14 protein-coding genes and 1 riboswitch are annotated in these 20,803 nt (G+C 42.1%); of the genes, 12 read left to right on the forward strand and 2 right to left on the reverse strand.

Annotated elements, in window-relative coordinates:
• Window positions 1-3 precede the first annotated feature (3 nt).
• Window positions 4-109: riboswitch (TPP riboswitch) on the reverse strand.
• A 112-nt stretch (window positions 110-221) separates the two neighbouring features.
• From rppH to thyA, 4 genes are all read left to right on the forward strand, one after another.
• The gene (gene rppH / locus AM629_RS13555; RefSeq protein ID WP_054479807.1) at window positions 222-752 is read left to right on the forward strand and encodes an RNA pyrophosphohydrolase; all 531 of its coding nucleotides are present in this window, start codon (window positions 222-224) and stop codon (window positions 750-752) included.
• A 9-nt stretch (window positions 753-761) separates the two neighbouring features.
• The gene (ptsP, locus tag AM629_RS13560) at window positions 762-3,008 is read left to right on the forward strand and encodes a phosphoenolpyruvate--protein phosphotransferase (protein ID WP_054479809.1); all 2,247 of its coding nucleotides are present in this window, start codon (window positions 762-764) and stop codon (window positions 3,006-3,008) included.
• A 75-nt stretch (window positions 3,009-3,083) separates the two neighbouring features.
• Window positions 3,084-3,959: a prolipoprotein diacylglyceryl transferase gene (gene lgt / locus AM629_RS13565; RefSeq protein ID WP_054479811.1), complete on the forward strand. Its 876-nt coding sequence runs from the start codon at window positions 3,084-3,086 to the stop codon at window positions 3,957-3,959.
• Entirely contained in the window at window positions 3,956-4,750 is a 795-nt protein-coding gene (gene thyA, locus AM629_RS13570; protein ID WP_054479813.1) for a thymidylate synthase, read from the forward strand. Before lgt ends, thyA begins: the two co-directional genes overlap by 4 nt.
• Window positions 4,751-4,823: 73 nt before the next feature.
• Here thyA and AM629_RS13575 read toward each other — a convergent pair whose 3' ends face one another.
• Together AM629_RS13575 and AM629_RS13580 are read right to left on the reverse strand one after the other, a co-directional pair.
• Window positions 4,824-5,246, reverse strand: a complete 423-nt coding sequence (locus AM629_RS13575; protein WP_054479814.1) for a helix-turn-helix domain-containing protein — start codon at window positions 5,244-5,246, stop codon at window positions 4,824-4,826.
• A complete protein-coding gene (locus AM629_RS13580; RefSeq protein WP_054479816.1) occupies window positions 5,243-5,554 on the reverse strand; it encodes a type II toxin-antitoxin system HigB family toxin in 312 nt (103 codons plus the stop codon). The genes AM629_RS13575 and AM629_RS13580 overlap by 4 nt, the downstream gene beginning before the upstream one ends.
• A gap of 627 nt (window positions 5,555-6,181) precedes the next feature.
• Between AM629_RS13580 and AM629_RS13585 the strand changes: the two genes are divergently transcribed.
• The 8 genes from AM629_RS13585 to recD all read left to right on the forward strand — a co-directional run bounded on the left by AM629_RS13585 (window position 6,182) and on the right by recD (window position 20,144).
• Window positions 6,182-6,697: a prepilin peptidase-dependent protein gene (locus tag AM629_RS13585; protein WP_054479818.1), complete on the forward strand. Its 516-nt coding sequence runs from the start codon at window positions 6,182-6,184 to the stop codon at window positions 6,695-6,697.
• Window positions 6,698-6,989: 292 nt separating this feature from the next.
• Window positions 6,990-7,577 carry a prepilin peptidase-dependent protein gene (locus tag AM629_RS13590; RefSeq protein WP_054479820.1) on the forward strand — a complete coding sequence of 196 codons (588 nt, stop codon included), beginning with the start codon at window positions 6,990-6,992 and terminating at the stop codon, window positions 7,575-7,577.
• A gap of 5 nt (window positions 7,578-7,582) precedes the next feature.
• Window positions 7,583-8,050: a YgdB family protein gene (locus AM629_RS13595; RefSeq protein ID WP_054479822.1), complete on the forward strand. Its 468-nt coding sequence runs from the start codon at window positions 7,583-7,585 to the stop codon at window positions 8,048-8,050.
• Window positions 8,047-8,433, forward strand: coding sequence for a prepilin-type N-terminal cleavage/methylation domain-containing protein (locus AM629_RS13600; RefSeq protein WP_054479825.1), 387 nt, complete (start codon window positions 8,047-8,049; stop codon window positions 8,431-8,433). Before AM629_RS13595 ends, AM629_RS13600 begins: the two co-directional genes overlap by 4 nt.
• Window positions 8,411-11,782 (forward strand): exodeoxyribonuclease V subunit gamma, encoded by a 3,372-nt coding sequence (gene recC, locus AM629_RS13605; protein WP_054479827.1) that lies wholly within the window; start codon window positions 8,411-8,413, stop codon window positions 11,780-11,782. Before AM629_RS13600 ends, recC begins: the two co-directional genes overlap by 23 nt.
• Before the next feature lie 15 nt (window positions 11,783-11,797).
• Window positions 11,798-14,686, forward strand: coding sequence for a pitrilysin (gene ptrA / locus AM629_RS13610; RefSeq protein WP_054479829.1), 2,889 nt, complete (start codon window positions 11,798-11,800; stop codon window positions 14,684-14,686).
• Window positions 14,686-18,291, forward strand: coding sequence for an exodeoxyribonuclease V subunit beta (gene recB / locus AM629_RS13615; protein ID WP_054479841.1), 3,606 nt, complete (start codon window positions 14,686-14,688; stop codon window positions 18,289-18,291). Before ptrA ends, recB begins: the two co-directional genes overlap by 1 nt.
• Entirely contained in the window at window positions 18,291-20,144 is a 1,854-nt protein-coding gene (gene recD, locus AM629_RS13620) for an exodeoxyribonuclease V subunit alpha (protein ID WP_054479831.1), read from the forward strand. Before recB ends, recD begins: the two co-directional genes overlap by 1 nt.
• Window positions 20,145-20,803 lie beyond the last annotated feature (659 nt).

Raw genomic sequence — 20,803 nt, forward strand, 5'->3', positions numbered from 1 at the left:
TGAAATGATTAGCAGCTCAAATCCCTACGTCGGTATTAGCCGGATCAGGTTCGGCGGGTTTACTTCTCAGCAAGGCTGTTTTAAACAGCCAGCACCCCGTTGAGATGATGCTATTGTAGAGATTTAGCTAGCTACTGCAAAGTCCAATGATAGAGGTTTACCACTTGAGGGTAGTGTGAAACAATTAGTCATCTTTCAAATTTAGTTTATCGAGGTAGTCTGTGATCGATGATGATGGCTACCGCCCGAATGTAGGAATTGTAATTTGTAATCGGCAAGGCCAGGTTTTGTGGGCCCGGCGTTACGGGCAGCATTCTTGGCAATTTCCTCAGGGAGGCATTAATCCGGGGGAGTCACCAGAACAGGCTATGTACCGGGAACTGTATGAAGAAGTTGGTTTAGGTCGGAAAGATGTACGTATTCTGGCTTCTACTCGTAATTGGTTACGTTACAAATTACCCAAGCGTTTGGTGCGTTGGGATACAAGACCTGTCTGTATTGGCCAAAAACAGCGGTGGTTCTTATTACAACTGCTTTGTAATGAAGAAGATATTAATGTACAGCACAGTAATACGCCGGAGTTCGATGGTTGGCGCTGGGTCAGCTATTGGTATCCTGTGCGGCAAGTTGTCTCTTTTAAGCGTGATGTTTACCGGCGTGTGATGAAAGAATTTGCTTCGGTTGTGATGCCAATGCAGGAAACACCATCGCTGTCGCGTCCTTCATATTCTCATCGTCGTAAGAGAAGTTAGGTTAGCTCCATGCTGATGCGTTTACGGGAAATTGTTGAAAAAGTTGCTATGGCGACTAATCTAGCCGAAGCGCTTGAGCTATTGGTGAACGAAACCTGCTTGGCTATGAACACTGATGTGTGTTCTATCTATCTTGCTGATCATCAACGGCGGTGTTATTACCTGATGGCAACTCGGGGCTTGAAGAAACCCCGGGGAAGGATTATCAGTCTGGCTTTTGATGAGGGGGTCGTTGGACAAGTCGGGCAATTATCTGAACTGATCAATCTGGCTGATATACGTAGTCACCCAAGTTTCAAATACTTACCCCAAGTTAAAGAAGATAACTTCCGTGCTTTTCTGGGTGTTCCGGTTATTTATCGTCGCCAGTTGCAAGGTGTTTTAGTTGTTCAGCAGCAGGAACAGCGGTTGTTTAATGAAAGCGAAGAGTCTTTTATGGTGACGCTTGCGACGCAACTGGCTGTGATTCTTGCCCAGGCTCAAACAAAGGGTTTGTTTGGTCATTACCGGCAGACCAGAATTAAAGCGCTGGCAATTTCCAATGGAATAGTCATGGCTCAAGGCTGGCAGGATTGCTCCCAACCTTCACTTGAACAAGTTTTTGAAGCATCGACCCTTGATCATGCGGCAGAACGTTCTCGGTTGATTAAGGCACTTGAAGATGCGACAGCAGAATGCCGACGGCTGAGTAAGCGTTTTACTACTGGTTCTCAGAAAGAAACTGCGGCTATTTTTGATCTCTATTCCTACATCTTGAATGATCCCCAATTAAAACAAGATCTGTTTTCCTGTATTGAACAGGGATATGTTGCGCAATGGGCTGTTAAACAAGTCATTGAAAAATACGCAGAGCAATTTGCCAGCTTGCAGGATGCCTATATGCGGGAAAGAGCATCAGATCTACGTGCACTTGGGCAGCGATTACTGTTTCATCTGGATGATTCACCTACTGTCAGCTATCAGTGGCCTGAATGGTTTATTCTGGTTGCTGATGAATTGAGTGCTAATTTGTTAGCAGAAATGCCGCAGGAAAGATTGGCGGGGGTTATTGTCCGTGATGGCGCGACTCATTCACACTCTGCCATATTGGTTCGTGCAATGGGTATTCCTGCCATTATGGGCGCTGATATTCAGCCAGAACTCCTTCATAATCGTATACTTATTCTTGATGGTTTCCGTGGAGAAGTCTTTATTGAGCCAGAGCCACTGATTTCTCAGGAATATAAACAGATTATTGAAGAAGAAAAAGCACTGAATAAGCTGGCTGAGGGAGATGTTGATCAGGAAGCTCGGCTCAAAAGTGGTGAACGCATCCTTGTTCAGCTCAATGCTGGTTTAAGCCTAAAATATGAATTACAGATAGGTAATAGTATTGACGGTGTTGGTCTCTATCGAACCGAAATACCCTTTATGCTGCACAGAGGTTTCCCTTCAGAAGATGAGCAAAAAGCCCGTTATCAGGAAATGTTGCAATTATTTCCTGATAAACCTGTGGTATTGCGTACACTGGATATCGGTGCAGATAAGCAACTACCTTACATGTCTATTAGAGAAGAAAATCCTTGTTTGGGGTGGCGTGGTATACGAGTAACCTTGGATCAACCGGAAATTTTTCTTATTCAGCTTAGAGCTATGCTCAGAGCTAATGTCAATACGGGTAATTTGAAAATATTACTGCCCATGGTGACCAGCATGGAGGAAGTTGATGAAGCTAAGCGGTTGATAGACAGGGCTAAAGAAGAAGTTGAGCAAATTTTGGCGTGCCAGATACCTATGCCGCAGCTTGGTGTGATGATTGAAGTTCCTTCGGTGATTTTTTTATTGCCACAATTAAAAAACAGGGTCGATTTTGTTTCGATTGGAACCAATGACCTGACGCAGTATCTGTTAGCAGTGGATCGAAATAATACTCACGTTGCTTCCCTTTATGATTGCTTGCATCCGGCTGTAATTCGGGCATTAAAATTGGTATTTGAAAATAGCCAGCAAGCAGGTCTTGCTATTAGTATTTGTGGTGAAATGGCGGGTTCTCCTATGGGAGCTCTGATATTGATTGGTCTTGGTTATCGCAGTTTGAGCATGAGTGGTTGTAGTGTGCCAAGGATTAAATATTTATTACGCCATCTAGAGATAGCTCAGGTTGAAAAGTTAATGGCCGAAGTGCTACAGGCTGAAACTAGTGTAAGAGTAAAGGAGTTATCTGCAACATTTATGGAGCAGCATGGGGTTGGCGGTTTGGTCAGAGGTGGCATTTAATCCGTTTAACGGCCTGTGCTGTGGTTCGCAATCATTTGCTTTAGGGCATTAATTTTAAATATTAAGTGGGGAACGATGAGTAACAGCTACCTGGCATTTCCTAATATTGATCCGGTAATTTTTTCAATAGGTCCCGTATCCCTCCATTGGTATGGTTTTATGTACTTGGTAGGGTTTGTATTCGCCATGTGGCTGGCAACACGCAGGGCAGCAAAACCGAATAGTGGTTGGACAAAAAACGAAGTAGAGAACTTACTCTATGCGGGTTTTGTGGGTGTTTTTGTTGGTGGCCGTCTTGGTTACGTGCTGTTTTATAATCTTTCGGTATTTCTCGATAATCCTCTTTATCTGTTTAAAGTCTGGGATGGAGGAATGTCTTTCCACGGTGGTTTGATTGGGGTTATCTGCGCCATGTGGTGGTTTGGCCGTAGAACTAAACGCCACTTCTTACAAGTTTCTGACTTCATTGCACCGCTAGTACCTTTTGGTTTAGGTATGGGAAGAATCGGTAATTTTATCAACGGCGAATTGTGGGGACGTGTCACATTGGATACGCCATGGGCTATGTTGTTCCCCGGCTCCCGTGGTGAAGATATTGCCCTGGCAGCAGCTGATCCCTCATTGCTATCAATACTTGAACAATATGGTGTTCTTCCCCGCCATCCTTCACAGCTCTATGAAATGGTGTTAGAGGGGATAGTCCTGTTTATTATTTTGAATTTATTTATCCGTAAACCTCGTCCAATGGGCAGTGTTTCTGGCTTATTCTTAATTGGTTACGGTGTTTTCAGGATAATAGTGGAATTCTTCCGTCAACCGGATGCACAACTGGGACTATTTGATGGGATCAGCATGGGACAGATTCTTTCTATTCCAATGATTCTGGCAGGAATTTTAATGATGGTATGGGCATACAAATGCCAAGGTAATAAGGTACAAGAGGTAAAATGAAACAGTATCTGGACTTAATGAAAAGAGTGCTTGAAGAAGGTACTCCGAAAGCAGACCGCACCGGGACTGGCACTATCTCCATTTTCGGGCATCAGATGCGTTTCAATTTGCAGGATGGTTTCCCGCTAGTTACAACCAAACGTTGCCATATTCGCTCGATTATTCATGAGCTTCTTTGGTTCCTTAATGGTGATACGAATATTCAATATCTGCATGATAATAATGTCACTATCTGGGATGAATGGGCGGATGAAAATGGCGATTTGGGGCCTGTGTATGGTAAGCAATGGCGTGCATGGGGGGCTGCGGATGGTCACCAAATCGACCAACTGAAAACCGTACTGGAACAGCTTAAAAGTGACCCAGATTCACGTAGAATTATCGTTTCGGCTTGGAATGTAGGTGAACTGGATAAAATGGCATTAGCGCCATGCCATGCTTTTTTCCAGTTTTATGTTGCTGACGGTAAACTTTCTTGTCAGCTTTACCAGCGTTCCTGTGACGTATTTCTTGGTTTGCCGTTCAATATCGCCAGCTATGCATTGTTGGTACATATGATGGCACAACAGTGCGATCTGGAAGTGGGCGATTTTGTCTGGACCGGTGGTGATACACATCTTTATAGTAACCACATGGAGCAGACTCAATTGCAACTCAGCCGTGAGTCGCGTTCATTGCCAACGCTGGTGATTAAGCGTAAACCAGAATCACTTTTTGATTATAAATTTGATGACTTTGAAATCGTTGATTATGACCCGCATCCAGGAATAAAAGCGCCGGTTGCTATTTAGTCATTCGGTTATTAGCAATAATCTGGAGGGAGACAATTTATTATAAATTGTCTCCCTGAGGGAACAGATAAAGCTAATCGATAAAAATTGCACTAGAAACCTTAAAGCGTGTACTCAAGGCTTTTATATGGGTTACTGTCAGCGACCTCGTTCCACTCAGAATTTGTGATACGAGGGAAGCTCCCCCGATTTCGTTTTTAAGGTCAGCTTGTTTAAGACCGTATTGATCCATCAGAACCCTCAGGGCTGCAACTCCCGTAGGAATATTTTCAATAGCCTGATTAAATTCTGCAAATTCAGGGGCAGTATCTTCATAGCGTTCAATTGCAGTAGCTAGAATTTCAATTAACCCTTTGTTATTTTCATAGTTTTTAAAAAGTTCATCAATCAAATCCAGTGCTTCTTTGTGCTGTTCTGAGGTATTGATGTAGGTCAGCCAAGGGATCTCTGAAAACAGAGCGTTAGCCCGTTCCTGAACGACTACAAAATTGATCATGCTCTGTTTCTCCGGTAGTAGTCGGTTAACTTGTCGTATTCTGTGTGGGATATGATGTGTTTAATGTAACAGTGCCCCATTGAAAACTCGATAAAGGCCAGTAACCGGATTTTGTTACCACCAATATCAATACACCACCATCGAGCGCGATACTTAAAACGATCAAGATTGGGGAAGTACTGCTTTAATTCAAGCGGGGTTTTGACATTTAGTGACTTAAGTAGGAGATATACACCCTGTATAGCGTCACGTTCATTGGGGAAACGCTTTTGCGCCTCAATAAATGGTGTTCTGGATATAACCCGCATTGTTCCCCTTCCTTAGTTGTTCGGATAGTATACTCTAAAAACAAAATTTTACAATATGTAAATTTTTATTTTGCAAAATGTGAATATTAAATAGATATTAATAAAATAGACTCTACAGGGATCGGTACCGGAAACTGTTCAAGGCACCAACCAGAATGGCACATTGGTCAAACATGTCCTGATGGGGCCATTGTGCTTAGGGCCTGCTGATATCTATACCTTTCATCTTTCAAGTTGCTGCTTTGTTGGCTACTTTCACTTACCCCAGTCACATCGTTATCTATGCTTCCGGGGATTCGCTCCCTTGCCGCCGCGCTGCAATTTGAAATCCATAGGGTATAACTCTTTAATAAAATGAGTTTTTTAATTGAAAATACATTGTTTTTTCTTCGATTGCATTTTTGGAATCCCTTTATCTCATAATCATGTGAATTTACTGTGTATTACAATAATAAGAAACAAAAACGTTTATCCTTATTGATTTTTGCGAAGCTCTACGCAATTTAAATGTAACAATAATATGTTATTATTTTTTTATTGATTCGCTCTCGCATAAAATTTAATTATGTCTTTATTCTTTTTTTTAAATAAATAAAATGTCTTACGAAAGAATATAAGGAATTACTAATGGGAAATAATATTAATATAATTGGCAGTTATGGTATTAATAATCAACTGGGTTTTTCTTTATTGGAATTGATGATTGTTATTATTTTAGTTTCAATATTTTCGTTATGGGGGGTACAAGAGTGGGGCAATCATCAAGAAAGGGCTAGATTACAGGAGTCAGTACAGAAAATATTGACATTTATAGCCAGGCAGCAATCTTTAGCAAATTATCTGAACAAAGAGGTAATATTGTGGTTAAAAACGGGTAAAGGTTGGTGCATAGCGCTTTCTAACCCCGCATCTGTTGATTGTGATTTGGAGAATATTGAAGGAATAAAATCACTTTATCAGGATGTTGTTATAACTTCAGCAACTAAGGAGCAGATAGCGTTTCATGGAATAAGAAACACGATGATACCTGCGAGTTTTACTTTGGTTAATTCCGCTGGTGAAATATCTGTTATTTTTTCTTCACGGGGCAGGGTAAGAACATGTAGTAATAATAAGTTTAATAGTATTCCAGCTTGTGGTTAATTATGATTTTTTCTATAAAATAAGTGGTGTTATATACCTTATGGATTTCAAAATGGATCGCGACGGCAAGGGAGCGAATCCCCGGAAGCATAGATAACTCTGTGACCGGGGTGAATGAGTGCAGCCAACAAAGAAGCAACTTGAAAGATGACGGATATATACCCTATGGATTTCAAGATGCATCGCGGCGGCAAGGGAGCGAATCCCCGGAAGCATAGATAACACTGTGACCGGGGTGAGTGAGTGCAGCCAACAAAGAAGCAACTTGAAAGATAACGGGTATATTGGAATAATGAATAATAAAAACCAATATGGAATGACATTATTAGAAGTGATTGTAGCAATGGCTATTGGCAGTATTATCTTACTGGCGATTGCCAAAAGTTATCCCGTTTTCACCAAACAAATAATGGAATTATATCAGCGATATCGTTTGGCTTACTTCGTTAAACAAACATTGCATATTATAGAGAAAGACATTCGTCGTGCTGGATATTGTCAACATTATTGCGATGGGAATCCAATATTAATCAATAATAAAAGTGATGAAAGTGAGAATTCATGCCTGATTATTGCCTATGATCTCAACATTAATAACCAATGGGAACCACCAGAACACAGTGAATCGGAATTCTTCGGCTATCGTCTCAGTAATAAGTCAGTCGAGTGGAAAAGAGGTGCCGGTAACTGTCAGGAAAATGGTTGGGAAAGACTATTTGATCCAAATGAAATAGGAGTAGATTCATTTACAGTTGAAAAATTACGAACAAATGATGGCTTAGTTTTTATTAAATTGGTGCTTATTGCACATTGGTTTAAACATCCATCAATAAACTACCAATATCAGGCAGTAACACGTTTGCGCAATATCAGGGAATAGGTACCATGGCTGAGCATTCTCCGAATATTTGTCCTCAATTTCAGCAAGGTAATGTATTGCTGATTTCAGTACTAATGTTGTTGGTTGTGAGTCTTATGATGCTGAAAGCTTTGCACTATCATCTGGATAACGCATTAATCATGATGGTTGATGAACGCAGATACTTAAAAGCTTTTCAGCAAGCAGAATCTGCATTGGCCTGGGGAATGGCTCAGTCATGGCTACTTCATAGTGATAAAACAGAAGAGTGGTATTGTCAGCAACAGAATGAATTTTATCTGACAAGTTGTTTAAAAAGGTATTCAAGTAATTTTTTTCTGCTGAAAGGTGTGGCAGAAGTGACATCCGGGCAATCTGTGGGATTATATCAATGGATGAAATTAGTCTCTTATGGTGGAAGTGATTCTCTTATTCCGGTAGAAAGCGGTTGGTTAGATTTCTGTCCCGAAGTAGATATGGGGTTTTGCTCATGAAATCAGATCTTTGTCATGATCATCAGTCAGGAATGAGTTTACCCGAAGTTATGGTTGCCGTTATGGTCTTTTCTATCTCTTTGTTAGGATTAATACGTTATCATCAGGCGTTATTATCTGGGTTTCAGCAACACTGGCAACAATCAAAGGCAGACAAATTATCTTATGGATACCTGGAACAATATGAATTAATTGCAGGTCAAAGTGCTTTATCAGAATTAACACCGCCACCGGGATGGCACGCTGAATTTCAGACGGCATATCAGTTATCTGATTGCTATCAGCTTACAGTTATAGTAACAACGCCTTATAATCAGCAAAGTAAAGCAAGCCGGTGGATTTGTTCAAACGGGAGTCCTGATGTTCAAAGTTTATCATTCTAATCAATTAGATCTTCTTAAAGAATTGATAGCAATATTTATCGGGGATAATCCGTTGCCTGATCCATTTGAACAGGAAGTCATTTTGGTACAAAGCCCAGGAATGTCACAGTGGCTACAAATCCAACTAGCTGAAAGAATAGGCATATCAGCTAATATTTCGTTTCCACTTCCGGCGACTTTTATCTGGGATATGTTTACTAAAGTATTGCCTGATATTCCTAAAGAAAGCGCTTTCAGTAAAGATGCTATGACATGGAAATTGATGGCATTATTGCCGCAATTGTTGCCAGAAGCAGAATTTGTCGCACTCAGGCACTACCTTGATCAAGATGTTGATAAACGAAAGATTCATCAATTGGCTGGACGAATTGCTGACCTGTTTGACCAATATCTTGTTTATCGTCCGCAATGGTTGGAAAGTTGGCAGCAAGGACAACTTATTGATGGTTTGAGTGATAACCAGTTGTGGCAAAAAAGATTATGGTTGGAACTGACGGAATATACTCACCAGTTGCAACAACCTCAATGGCATCGTGCTAACTTATATCAGCGTTTTATTTCGACACTGGAAAACAGGACTGATTTTTCAGCCCGTTTACCAGAACGGGTATTTATCTGTGGTATTTCTGCCTTACCGCCTGTTTATTTACAGGCTTTACAGGCATTGGGACGGCATATTGATATTCACCTGATGTTTACTAATCCATGTCAATATTATTGGGGAGATATTCAGAATTATACTTTTCTGGCAAAAATGAGTAGCCGTAAGCCACGTCACTATAAGAGTGAGCAAGAGCTGGAATATTTTAAAGATCCTAGAAATGCTCAATCATTGTTTAATGATGAAGGTGAACAAGATGTCAGTAATCCTCTGTTAGCGTCATGGGGGCGATTAGGTCGTGATAATCTTTATTTATTGTCGCAACTTGAGCAAAGTTCAGATGTCCACGCCTTTGTTGAGTTAGAACCAGATAATGTATTACATCAACTCCAAAGGGATCTCCTTTATTTGGAAGATCATGCTCAAATTGGTTCAACGAAGGAAACATTTGAAAATAGCCTGAAAAAACGACTGCTTAATCCATTGGATCGTTCTTTATCTTTCCATGTTTGCCATAGTCCTCAACGTGAAGTGGAAGTTTTACAGGATCAGCTTCTACGGTTACTGGAAGATAACCCGTCACTGACGCCAAGGGATATTATTGTGATGGTTGCGGATATTGACAGTTATACCCCTTATGTTCAGGCGGTGTTTGGTAATGCTTCTGTTGAACGTTATATTCCATTTGCCATTTCTGATCGTAAGGCTCGTCAGGCGCATTCAGTTTTACAGGTATTTATTACACTGCTTGATTTACCCCAAAGCCGTTTTACTACTGAGCAGGTTTTAGCGTTGCTGGAAGTTCCAGCGTTAGCAAATAAATTTGGAATTCATGAAGATGGGTTGCGTTTATTAAGGCGTTGGGTTGATGAATCAGGTATTCGCTGGGGATTAGATGACGATAATGTGGAAGAGTTATCCTTACCGGTAACAGGCCAGCATACATGGCGTTTTGGGCTGACCAGAATGTTGTTGGGTTATGCAATGGATAGCCGGTCAGGCCCTTGGAAAGATGTATTGCCTTATGATGAATCCAGCGGGTTAGCTGCGGAGCTTGCGGGTCAATTGGCTGAGTTTTTAATGCAACTGAGCCATTGGCGCAAAATTCTTGGTGAGAGCCAGACATTAGAGGATTGGTTACCTGTCTGCCAGCAGTTGCTGGAAACATTTTTTGCATCAGACAGTGAAACCGAATTAGTGCTGGCAATGATAGAACAGCAGTGGCAGAAAGTCATAGGCAATGGGATGAATGCCCGCTATCAGGAAAGTGTGCCATTGGTTCTGTTAAGGGATGAATTGGCGCTTCGGTTTGATAATGAAAAAATCAGTCAGCGTTTTCTTGCTGGATCTATCAACTTTTGTACCCTGATGCCGATGCGTTCTATCCCTTTTAAGGTTGTCTGTCTGTTGGGTATGAATGATGGTATTTATCCCCGTTCAATTCCACCGCTTGGGTTTGATTTGATGGCAGAGAAAAGCCAAAGAGGAGACAGAAAACGGCGGGATGATGACCGCTATTTATTCCTTGAAGCTCTGATATCTGCCGAACAGTTTCTCTATATCAGTTACATTGGTAAATCCATTCGTGATGATACGGAATGCAATCCTTCAGTACTGGTTAATGAATTACTGGATTATGTTTGCCAAAGCTTCTGCTTGCCGGGAAATGAAAAGCTGAATGTTGATGAAAGTGCCACTAATGTCAGAAAACACCTGTTGTGTCTTCATACTCGCGTTCCATTTGCACCGGAAAATTTTATACCGGGCAGTTATCAGCAAAGCTATGCAAGAGAATGGCTGCCGGCAGCGTCTGAACAAGGGGCTGCGCATTCTGAATTTTGTCAGCCTGTTGAAGCGGAACAAATTCAGGAGATTACACTGGATGATTTGAGTCGTTTTTACCGTCATCCTGTCAGGTTTTTTTTCCAACGTTGTCTGAAAGTAAACTTTGTTATTGAAGAAACGGAATTACCAGAGGAAGAGCCTTTCATTTTGGATAACCTTCAACGTTATCAATTTAATCAGTTATTGCTGAATACGCTGATTGAGCAGCAATCACCTGAACCGCTTTTTAATCGTCTTCGTGCTGCTGGAGGGTTGCCTTTTGGCGCTTTTGGTGAGGTTTATTGGTTGAAGCAACAAAAGGAGATGCAACCTCTGGCGGATAAGATTCGTGAACAACAAATGGAAACTTTGTCTGTCGATTTACATCATGATTTAGGGCAGGTTCTTCTGACCGGGCGAATTAGTAAGGTGCAGCTGGATGGTTTGTTACGTTGGCGTCCAGCTAGTCTGACAGCAAATGATGGTATGCAATTATGGATTGAGCATCTGGCTTACTGCCTTGCTGGTGGTGAGGGTGAAAGCCGTAGTTATGGGCGTGACAACAACGAGTGGCGTTTTGCTCCTGTAGCGTCAGAACAAGCGAAAAATTATCTGAATCAATTGGTTGAAGGTTATCAGCGAGGAATATCGGCACCTTTGCCGCTATTTTGTCAAAGTGGTTGGATGTGGCTTTCAGCATGCATGAATAAAGAAACCGGTGAGATTGATGACAGTGATGAAATTCAATTAAAAGCTGAAAGCCAGTTACTGAAAGCATGGCTTGGAGATCAAGGACGCAGAGGTGAAGGTGATGATCCTTATGTTCAGCGGGCTTTCAGGCAAGTTGATAAATTATTTTTGGCAAAACTTAAACAGGAAGCGCTCAGTTATTTGTTACCGATAGCGCGATATCAGAATACATAGGGAGAATACCAGATAATGCATAAACATTTTATCCGCATGATTGTTGTGATGTTCCTGCTTGTTTGGGGAACGGCAAGCTATGCGAAAACACAACAGTGGCAGCCACTGCAAGAGACAATTTATAAAAGCGAAAATGACCATCGTCAGTATCAGGGAATAAAATTAGCAAACAATATGACGGTTTTGCTGGTGTCTGATGAAAAGGCAACGAAATCTCTGGCAGCGGTAGCGATTCCAGTTGGTAGTATGGAAAACCCTGACAGCCAGCTTGGGCTTGCTCATTATCTGGAACATATGGTTCTGATGGGGTCTAAGCGTTATCCACAGTCGGGCAGTTTATCTGAGTTTTTGCAAAAACACGGTGGTAGTTATAATGCCAGCACTGCTTCTTATCGCACCGCTTTCTACCTTGAAGTGGAAAATAAAGCGTTAGCTAATGCGACAGATCGTCTGGCTGATGCACTGGCAGAACCTTTGCTTGACCCAGTCAATGCAGATCGGGAACGAAATGCCGTCAATGCAGAGCTGACAATGGCGCGTTCTCGTGATGGGATGCGGGTTGCTCAAATACGATCAGAAACCTTGAATCCTGCGCATCCAAATGCTCGTTTTTCTGGTGGTAATCTAGAAACATTGAAAGATAAACCAGGGAGTAAATTGCAGACAGAGCTAGTGGATTTCTATCAACGCTATTATTCAGCCAATCTGATGAAAGGTGTCATTTACGGCAATCAGTCTATCGATAAACTAACTCAGATAGCTGTTGATACTTTTGGTCGGATACCTGACAGAAAAGCCAGTGTGCCCGCTATTACTGTCCCAGCAGTAACAGAAAAAGAGAAAGGGATTGTCATCCATTATGTTCCTGCTCAGCCGCAAAAAGCGCTGCAATTAGAGTTCAGTATTGACAATAACAGTGCTGATTTCCGCAGTAAAACGGATGAATATCTCGGTTATATGATTGGTAATCGTAGCCTGAATACATTATCAGACTGGTTGCAAACTCAGGGGCTGGCAGAAAGTATCAGTGCCGGAGCTGAACCGATGGTTGACCGCAACAAAGGTATATTTTTTATTTATGTTACCTTGACAGATAAAGGACTGGAACAGCGGGATCAGGTCGTTGCTGCTATTTTCACTTATATTCATTTGCTAAAACAAAAAGGCATTCAGAAAAGCTATTTTGATGAAATCGCTAAGGTTTTGAACCTGTCTTTCCAGTACGGCTCTATTGTTCGTAATATGAATTATATCGAATGGTTATCGGATGCTATGCTGCGGGTTCCTGTTTCTAATGTACTCAATGCCGGTTATTTGGCTGATGACTATAATCCAAAAGCAATCGTCAACCGACTTGATGAATTGACCCCTGAGAATGCACGTATCTGGTATATCAGTCCAAAAGAGCCACACAATAAACAGGCTTATTTTGTTCAGGCACCTTATCAAGTTGATCGAATCACATCACAACAAATGGTGAAATGGCAACAGTTAGAAAAACAGATGAACTTTTCTCTGCCTGTGCCAAATCCTTATATTCCCGATGACTTGCAGTTAATAAAGGCCGGTAAAAATCAGAAACATCCAGAGATGATTCTTGAACAGCAGAATTTTCGTCTGCTTTATATGCCAAGCCAGTATTTTGCTGATGAACCGAAAGCCAGTATCGCTCTTGATTTGCGCAACGCCGAAAGTCTGAATAGCGCTCGTAAGCAGGTAACTTTCTCTTTACTTGACTATCTGGCGCTGCTTTCCCTTGATCAACTTGGTTATCAGGCTTCTGTTGCAGGAATGAGTATTTCGACTGGTTCAGCAGACGGGCTGCAATTAGGAGTAAGTGGTTACACTCAGCGTCTGCCGGAACTTCTAACCTCTTTAATTAATGATTACATGGCGTTTGCGCCAACTGAGAATCAACTGGAGCAAGCTAAATCTTGGTATCGTGAACAAATAGAGGTTTCTAATAACGGTAAAGCTTATGACATGGCTATGCAGCCGCTGAAACGTCTTTCTGTGGTGCCTTACACAGAACAGTCCGTTCGTTTGAAAGAATTGGAAGCTATCACCGTTCAGGATATTGTTGAGTATCGTCATGAATTAATAAAAAATTCTGCTTTGCAGATGATGATAATTGGAAACTTGACCGAACAGCAGAGCAAAGTGATTGCTGAATCTGCCCATAAGCAACTGGCAAATCAAGGAAATAGCTGGTGGAGTGGGGATAAGGTGGTGATTGATAAAAATTACCAAGTTAATTTTCAGCGTGTTGGTAGCAGTACTGATAGTGCCCTGGCAGAAATTTATATTCCGAACGGTTATAACCGTATAGAGGGTTATGCTTATTCGAGTCTACTAAGCAATATGCTCAAGCCGTGGTTCTATGAGCAGCTGAGAACAGTAGAACAACTGGGATATGCAGTGTTTGCTTTCAATACCCGTGTTGGGGAACAGTGGGGGCTGGGTTTTCTATTACAAAGTAATAGCAAGCAACCAAAATATCTGAATCAGCGTTATCAGGATTTCTACCAAAAGGCGAGCAGTAAACTGGAAGACATGTCCCAAACTGATTTTGAGCAGTACAAGAACGCACTGATTAATGAAAGTCAGCAACCGCCGCAAACGTTCTATGCCGAAGTTGCCCGTTTCTCTGGTGATTTCAGTCGTAATAACTTTAGTTTCGACAGTAGAGATAAAATGCTTGAGGTACTAAAGAAAACCACACAGAAACAACTGATTAATTTTTACCGGGATGCCGTAAACAAACATCGGGGGCTGTCATTTATTTCACAAGTGATTGGTAAATCAGGGAACTCAGATGGATATGCGAAATTGAAAGGTTGGAAAACCTATCATGATGTTACTGAATTTCAGCAACAGTTACCTGTTGAGGTAAAAGCTCGGTGATCACAGAGGTATCTGCCCACAAGCTTAATGCATTAACTCTGCCGCTGAATGGTCAGCGGCTGATCGAAGCTTCTGCCGGGACGGGTAAAACTTACACCATTGGTATTTTATATCTCCGTCTTCTACTTGGGCTGGGGAAAGATGCTGCTTTTCCACGGCCTTTAAGCGTGGAAGAAATCCTGGTGGTGACATTTACTGAGGCAGCAACAGATGAGTTACGTGGGCGTATCCGTGAAAACATTCATGAACTTCGCCTTGCTTGTATTCGAAACGGAGTAGAAGATTCAGAGTCTGCCTATCAACAGCTACTGGATGAAATTTCGGATAGAGAGCAAGCCACTATCTGGTTGCTGGCTGCCGAGCGACAGATGGATGAGGCCGCGATTTATACCATTCATGGCTTCTGTCAGAGAATGCTGGCACATAATGCCTTTGAGTCCGGGATATTGTTTGAACAGACATTAATTCAGGATGAACATCCACTAGAGAGGCAGGGATGTGCCGATTTCTGGCGGCGCCACTGCTATCCATTATCGTTATCAATGGCTCAGGTTATCAGCCAGGATTGGAGTGGGCCGGAAGCATTGTTGGCTGAATTACATCCTTATTTGCAAGGGGATATGCCATATATCGTTGATGCGCCAAACAGTGATGAAACGCTGTTAAGCCGTCATGAGAAAATTACGCAGTTGATTTATGGAGTTAAATGTCAATGGAATGAAGTTGTCGGAGAGTTGCATGATTTAATCGCGGGTTCTGGTGTAGATAAAAGAAGTTATAGTAGTAAGCACTTACCAAACTGGCTGAACAGAGTTACTGATTGGGCCCAGGAACCTACAGAGGATTATCAGTTACCAAAAGAGCTGGAGAAATTCCGGCAGTCGGTATTAGTAGAAAAGACAAAAAAAGGTGATGCACCTGAGCATTCACTTTTTGTTGCGATAGATAATTTGTATCAGCAACCACTGACTTTACGTGATTTGATTATCTCCAGAGCTATTATTGAGATTCGCCAGTCAATCCGTCAGGAAAAATTAATGCGTGGTCATATGGGGTTTGGTGATTTATTAACCCGCCTTGATGATGCTCTGAAAGGTCCAGGTAGTGATTTGCTTGCCCAGACGATCCGTCAGCGCTATCCGGTTGCGTTGATTGATGAATTTCAGGATACCGACCCACAGCAATATCGGATTTTCCACACCATCTATGGCAATCAGCCTGAAAATGGATTGTTATTTATCGGCGATCCCAAACAGGCTATTTATGCATTCCGTGGCGCAGATATCTTCACTTATATCCGCGCCCGCTCTCAGGTAAGTGCTCACTATACTTTGGAGACAAACTGGCGCTCTGCTGATTCAATGGTACAGGCAGTAAACAAGTTGTTTATGCGTTCAGAAAATCCCTTCTTGTTTGAACAGATCCCTTTTGTCGAGGTTTCTGCGGCGGAGAAAAACCGGGGACTTGCTTTTAGCTATGATACTCAGGAGCAGGCCGCATTGAATTTCTGGTTGCAGCCAGGGGAAGGTGTTTCTACCGGAGATTACGAGCAAACGATGTCACGATTCTGTGCGGCACAAATTCGTGATTGGTTGCAAGCTGGCAGTGAAGGGCATGCTCTGTTACATAAAAATGAGAAGGTTCGGCCTGTTACTGCGGCTGACATCACGGTTCTGGTGCGTAGCAGAAAAGAAGCCATACTGATCCGTGATGCACTTAACTTGTTATCTATCCCTTCTGTATTTCTTTCTAACCGAGAGAGTGTATTTGATACCGCAGAGGCAAAGGATATTCTTTGGTTATTGCAAGCTGTGTTGTCGCCAGAGAAAGAACGGGTTTTGAGAAGTGCGCTTGCTAGTGGTTTATTTGGTTTGACTGCTCGGCAGATAGACAAACTGAATCATGATGAAAAAGCTTGGGATCAGCTAGTTGATGAGTTTGATGGTTACTTTCGTCTGTGGCAGCGTCGTGGAGTACTGCCTATGTTACGGGCGGTAATGGCAAACCATAGTATTGCTGAGAACTTACTTGCCAGTTATGACGGTGAACGACGTTTGATGGATGTGATGCATATTGGTGAGTTGTTGCAAGAGATATCTTTACAACTCGATAGTGAACATGCAGTCACTCGTTGGTTAGCTCAGCAAATATCTCATCCTGATCCACAATCAGAAAACCAGCAGATGCGGCTGGAAAGTGATCGTCATTTGGTACAAATCTGTACTATCCATAAATCTAAAGGTCTGGAATACCCGCTGGTATGGTTGCCATTTGCCTGTAATTTCAGAACGCAGAAACAGGCGATATATCATGATCGTGTAAGCTTTAATGCTTGTCTTGATATTTTCCCTGATGAGGAAACTATCAAACTGGCTGAGCAAGAACGGTTGGCCGAAGATTTACGTTTACTTTATGTCGCATTGACGCGTTCTGTTTACCATTGCAGTGTCGGCGTGGCTCCGCTGATAAAAGGCAATAAGAAGAAGATCGGGGATACCGATCTGCATCAGTGCGCTCTGGGTTATCTTCTGCAAAATGGTGCTAAAGGTGATGCTGATTTTTTGACGACATGCCTTAAAGAATTAAGTGGGGATGGAATCGTCGTATCATCAATCAATGACATTGGTGAGCATCCCTGGAAGTCACAAAGCCAACATGATTTGGTGTTGTCGGCGAAGCAATTTAAATGCAGCATTCAGGATGACTGGCGTATTACCAGTTATTCCGGTTTACAAAACTCCGTTGTCCATCGTGGCAGTGCTTCCTCTTATTTTGCTGGAGAAGAATCTGTAGATGTGATTGTTCAGTCTATTGCACCAAAGTTGGATGTTGACGCCAATGGTGAAAAACAAATAGCAGAACAACTTGAAATGACACCACATACGTTTCCACGGGGAGCTTCTGCCGGCACTTTTTTGCATTCGATATTAGAAGAGCTCAATTTCAGCCAATTACCTGATGAGAAATGGTTGGCTGAACAGCTGAAATCAGCCGGGTTTGATGAGCATTGGAGTGGGATATTACAGCAATGGATGGCAGAGGTTTTTACGACCCCATTGAATAGTGACGGGATGCAGCTTTCAGAAATTCCTCTTCATCACCAGCAGGATGAAATGCAGTTTTATCTGCCAGTTGAGCAACTTTTGCGATCTCAGGAGCTAGATGCCGTGACGCGTCGTTATGACCCCGTTTCTGCCCGTTGTCCCCAATTGGCGTTTCATCAGGTGAAAGGGATGCTGAAAGGGTTTATTGATTTAGTCTGCTGTTGGCAAGATCGGTTCTATGTGTTGGATTACAAATCAAACTGGTTGGGAAATGGTAGCCAAGCGTATACTCGTGAAGCGATGGAAACCGCTATGATTGAGCATCGTTATGATCTGCAATATCAGCTTTATACACTTGCACTACATCGTTACTTGCGTCACAGATTGGTTAATTATGATTACCAACAACATTTTGGCGGAGTGATTTATCTGTTCTTGAGAGGAATTGATAAACAACAACCGGGAAATGGTATTTTTAGTTGTCGGCCATCAGCCGAATTTGTTAATGCTTTGGATCTGCTTTTCGGTGGCAATGAACAACCTGAGAAAGAGAAAAACTGATGATTTCATTATTACAACAGGCAGTAGATCTCAGGCTTCTGCGTCCATTGGATTTACAGTTTGCTCATGCATTAATTGGGGATGAAGATCCTGCTCTGTTGTTGGTGATGGCATTGTTGAGTGCTGAGGCCGGGGCTGGTCATGTTTGTCTACCTGTTAACCGGATAATGCCTGAATATTTTTTTGATGGGCGGCAACGTGAATTTGCAGAACAGTTATGGCAAGTTGCGGGGAACCCTGATGAGCCGAATTTGCGCGAGGCATTGGAGCATTGTGCAGCTGTTAGTGATGGTTCTCAGCCAACACCCGTTGTTCTTTCACATAACCGACTTTATTTGCAAAGGATGTGGCAAAGTGAGTGCCAAGTCGCAGCGTTTTTCTCTGCCAATCAATCAACTGATAATATTCAGGAAGAGCAACTGAGAGCGATTCTGGACGAATTATTTACGCCATCTGGTGAGGCCATGGACTGGCAAAAGATGGCTGCTGCTGTCGCGGCAACTAGCAGAGTCTCGGTTATCTCTGGTGGGCCGGGAACCGGGAAAACAACCACTGTTGCTAAGTTATTGGCGGCCTTAATCAAACTTAATCCTGATAAAAATATGGTGATCCGACTGGCTGCTCCGACGGGAAAAGCAGCGGCCAGATTAACGGAATCTCTTAACAGTGCTGTCAGAAAGCTTCCTTTGACGGAGAAACAGTTTGAATCTATGCCAGATCAGGCTCAGACGATTCACCGCTTATTGGGGGCTCAGCCGGATAGCCAACGGTTACGCTATGACCGAGATAACCCATTGAGTTTGGATGTATTGGTGGTGGATGAAGCTTCAATGGTGGATTTACCCATGATGGCCCGGTTGATTGATGCGTTGCCGTCCTATGCAAAAATTGTCTTGCTTGGTGATCGTGATCAATTGGCGTCAGTGGAGGCTGGAGCTGTATTGGGAGATATATGCCGTTTTGCTGAGATGGGATATAGCGCAGTAAGGGCAGAACAGCTAAGCCGATTGACTGGATGCCAGTTAGTTGCAGGTGAACAGGAGAATGTTCCTGAAGTTCGTGACCGTTTGTGCCTTTTGCGCAGAAGTTATCGTTTTGATGTAGATTCGGGGATTGGTCAACTTGCTGCGGCAGTTAATCAGGGAAAGAGCCAGCAAGCTCTCTCTATTCTGCAACAGCCATTGAATGATATTTGTTTTTACCGATTGTTTGATGATGAGGATTATCAGCGGTTGTTGATTGAAACAGTATCGGGTTATCGCTCTTATTTGCAATTGGTCGCAAAGCAAGCATCTGTTAAAGCGATTTTGGATGAATTTAACCGCTACCGCCTGTTATGTGCACTTAGAGAAGGGCCATTTGGTGTTAGTGGACTTAATGAGCGTATAGAACAGCTATTACATCGTCAGGGGCTTATCCGTCGTCCTACTGGGATTTTCAGCCGTGGGTATGCAGGCCGACCCATTATGATCTCCCGTAATGACAGCACACTTAGCCTGTTTAATGGTGATATCGGTATTATGCTCAGGGATGAAAATAATGAACTACGTGCTTATTTTCAACTACCTGATGGACAGATTAAAGGCATTCAGCCAAGTCGTTTGCCACAGCATGAAACAGCATATGTGATGACCGTACACAAATCGCAGGGTTCAGAATTTGAACACACGGCTCTGGTACTGCCAACGCAGTTTACACCGGTTGTTAGCCGAGAACTGGTCTATACAGCGATGACTCGGGCTAGAGAAAAGCTGACTCTTTATGCACATGATGCGGTATTACGTCAGGCCATTCAAACTCCCACTCAAAGGCGCAGTGGATTAGCAGAGCGGCTTAGCTTACAGACGGATTAGCGCTTGCTCTGACAGACTGATTTGTGTAAAAAAATTTATATATTAATGATGTGGTCATATATTCTTTGACGTTTTTTGATCATTGTTTGCTCGGTTGTTGGATTGGGATTTTTAAGTCTGATAAGCACATCATTAATATTATTAATGAGCTTTCTGATTTGCCGTGCTGACTTCGGTAAATATGCCTTTTTATTTTTGTAACAAGTTCTCGATTGGGTGATTGAAAAATTCTCGTGCAATAAGCTAGCCTATACAAGATAAATGTGTCTTAAACCTGCCTGTATACCAAATTTTGGCTAGTTTATAATTGAAATCTCTTTTCTTAGTCTTTTTTGTTGAGCAATTATTAGCCGCTTTGTCCAGTCGGTAATACCGATTAGTTTCATCGTGATGGCTATCTACTGATCGATATCTTAATTTCACCGATTCAAAAGATTCAAAAATAGCTGCAATGACTGAATCAAATTGTTGATGTTTATATTTTGTTATCAATGTAAGCGGAAAAATTATAAATTTAATAAATTTTAATATTATTGTGTGGTTAATGTCACAGTTTGTGAATGTATTAAATGAAATTTATTATTATCTGATGATATAAACGCCTAATTATATAAATTGTGATTTGTTTACTAAACGGATTGCGGATATGTCTGGATAGC

It is taken from the genome of Photorhabdus heterorhabditis (assembly GCF_001280945.1).
GTDB classification, from domain to species: domain Bacteria; phylum Pseudomonadota; class Gammaproteobacteria; order Enterobacterales; family Enterobacteriaceae; genus Photorhabdus; species Photorhabdus heterorhabditis.

Coding starts and splice junctions, on each gene's coding strand:
- ptsP (WP_054479809.1), top strand. CDS start 762: ATGCTGATGCGTTTACGGGAAATTGTTGAAAAAGTTGCTATGGCGACT.
- lgt (WP_054479811.1), top strand. CDS start 3,084: ATGAGTAACAGCTACCTGGCATTTCCTAATATTGATCCGGTAATTTTT.
- thyA (WP_054479813.1), top strand. CDS start 3,956: ATGAAACAGTATCTGGACTTAATGAAAAGAGTGCTTGAAGAAGGTACT.
- AM629_RS13575 (WP_054479814.1), bottom strand. CDS start 5,246: ATGATCAATTTTGTAGTCGTTCAGGAACGGGCTAACGCTCTGTTTTCA.
- AM629_RS13580 (WP_054479816.1), bottom strand. CDS start 5,554: ATGCGGGTTATATCCAGAACACCATTTATTGAGGCGCAAAAGCGTTTC.
- AM629_RS13585 (WP_054479818.1), top strand. CDS start 6,182: ATGGGAAATAATATTAATATAATTGGCAGTTATGGTATTAATAATCAA.
- AM629_RS13590 (WP_054479820.1), top strand. CDS start 6,990: ATGAATAATAAAAACCAATATGGAATGACATTATTAGAAGTGATTGTA.
- AM629_RS13595 (WP_054479822.1), top strand. CDS start 7,583: ATGGCTGAGCATTCTCCGAATATTTGTCCTCAATTTCAGCAAGGTAAT.
- AM629_RS13600 (WP_054479825.1), top strand. CDS start 8,047: ATGAAATCAGATCTTTGTCATGATCATCAGTCAGGAATGAGTTTACCC.
- recC (WP_054479827.1), top strand. CDS start 8,411: ATGTTCAAAGTTTATCATTCTAATCAATTAGATCTTCTTAAAGAATTG.
- ptrA (WP_054479829.1), top strand. CDS start 11,798: ATGCATAAACATTTTATCCGCATGATTGTTGTGATGTTCCTGCTTGTT.
- recD (WP_054479831.1), top strand. CDS start 18,291: ATGATTTCATTATTACAACAGGCAGTAGATCTCAGGCTTCTGCGTCCA.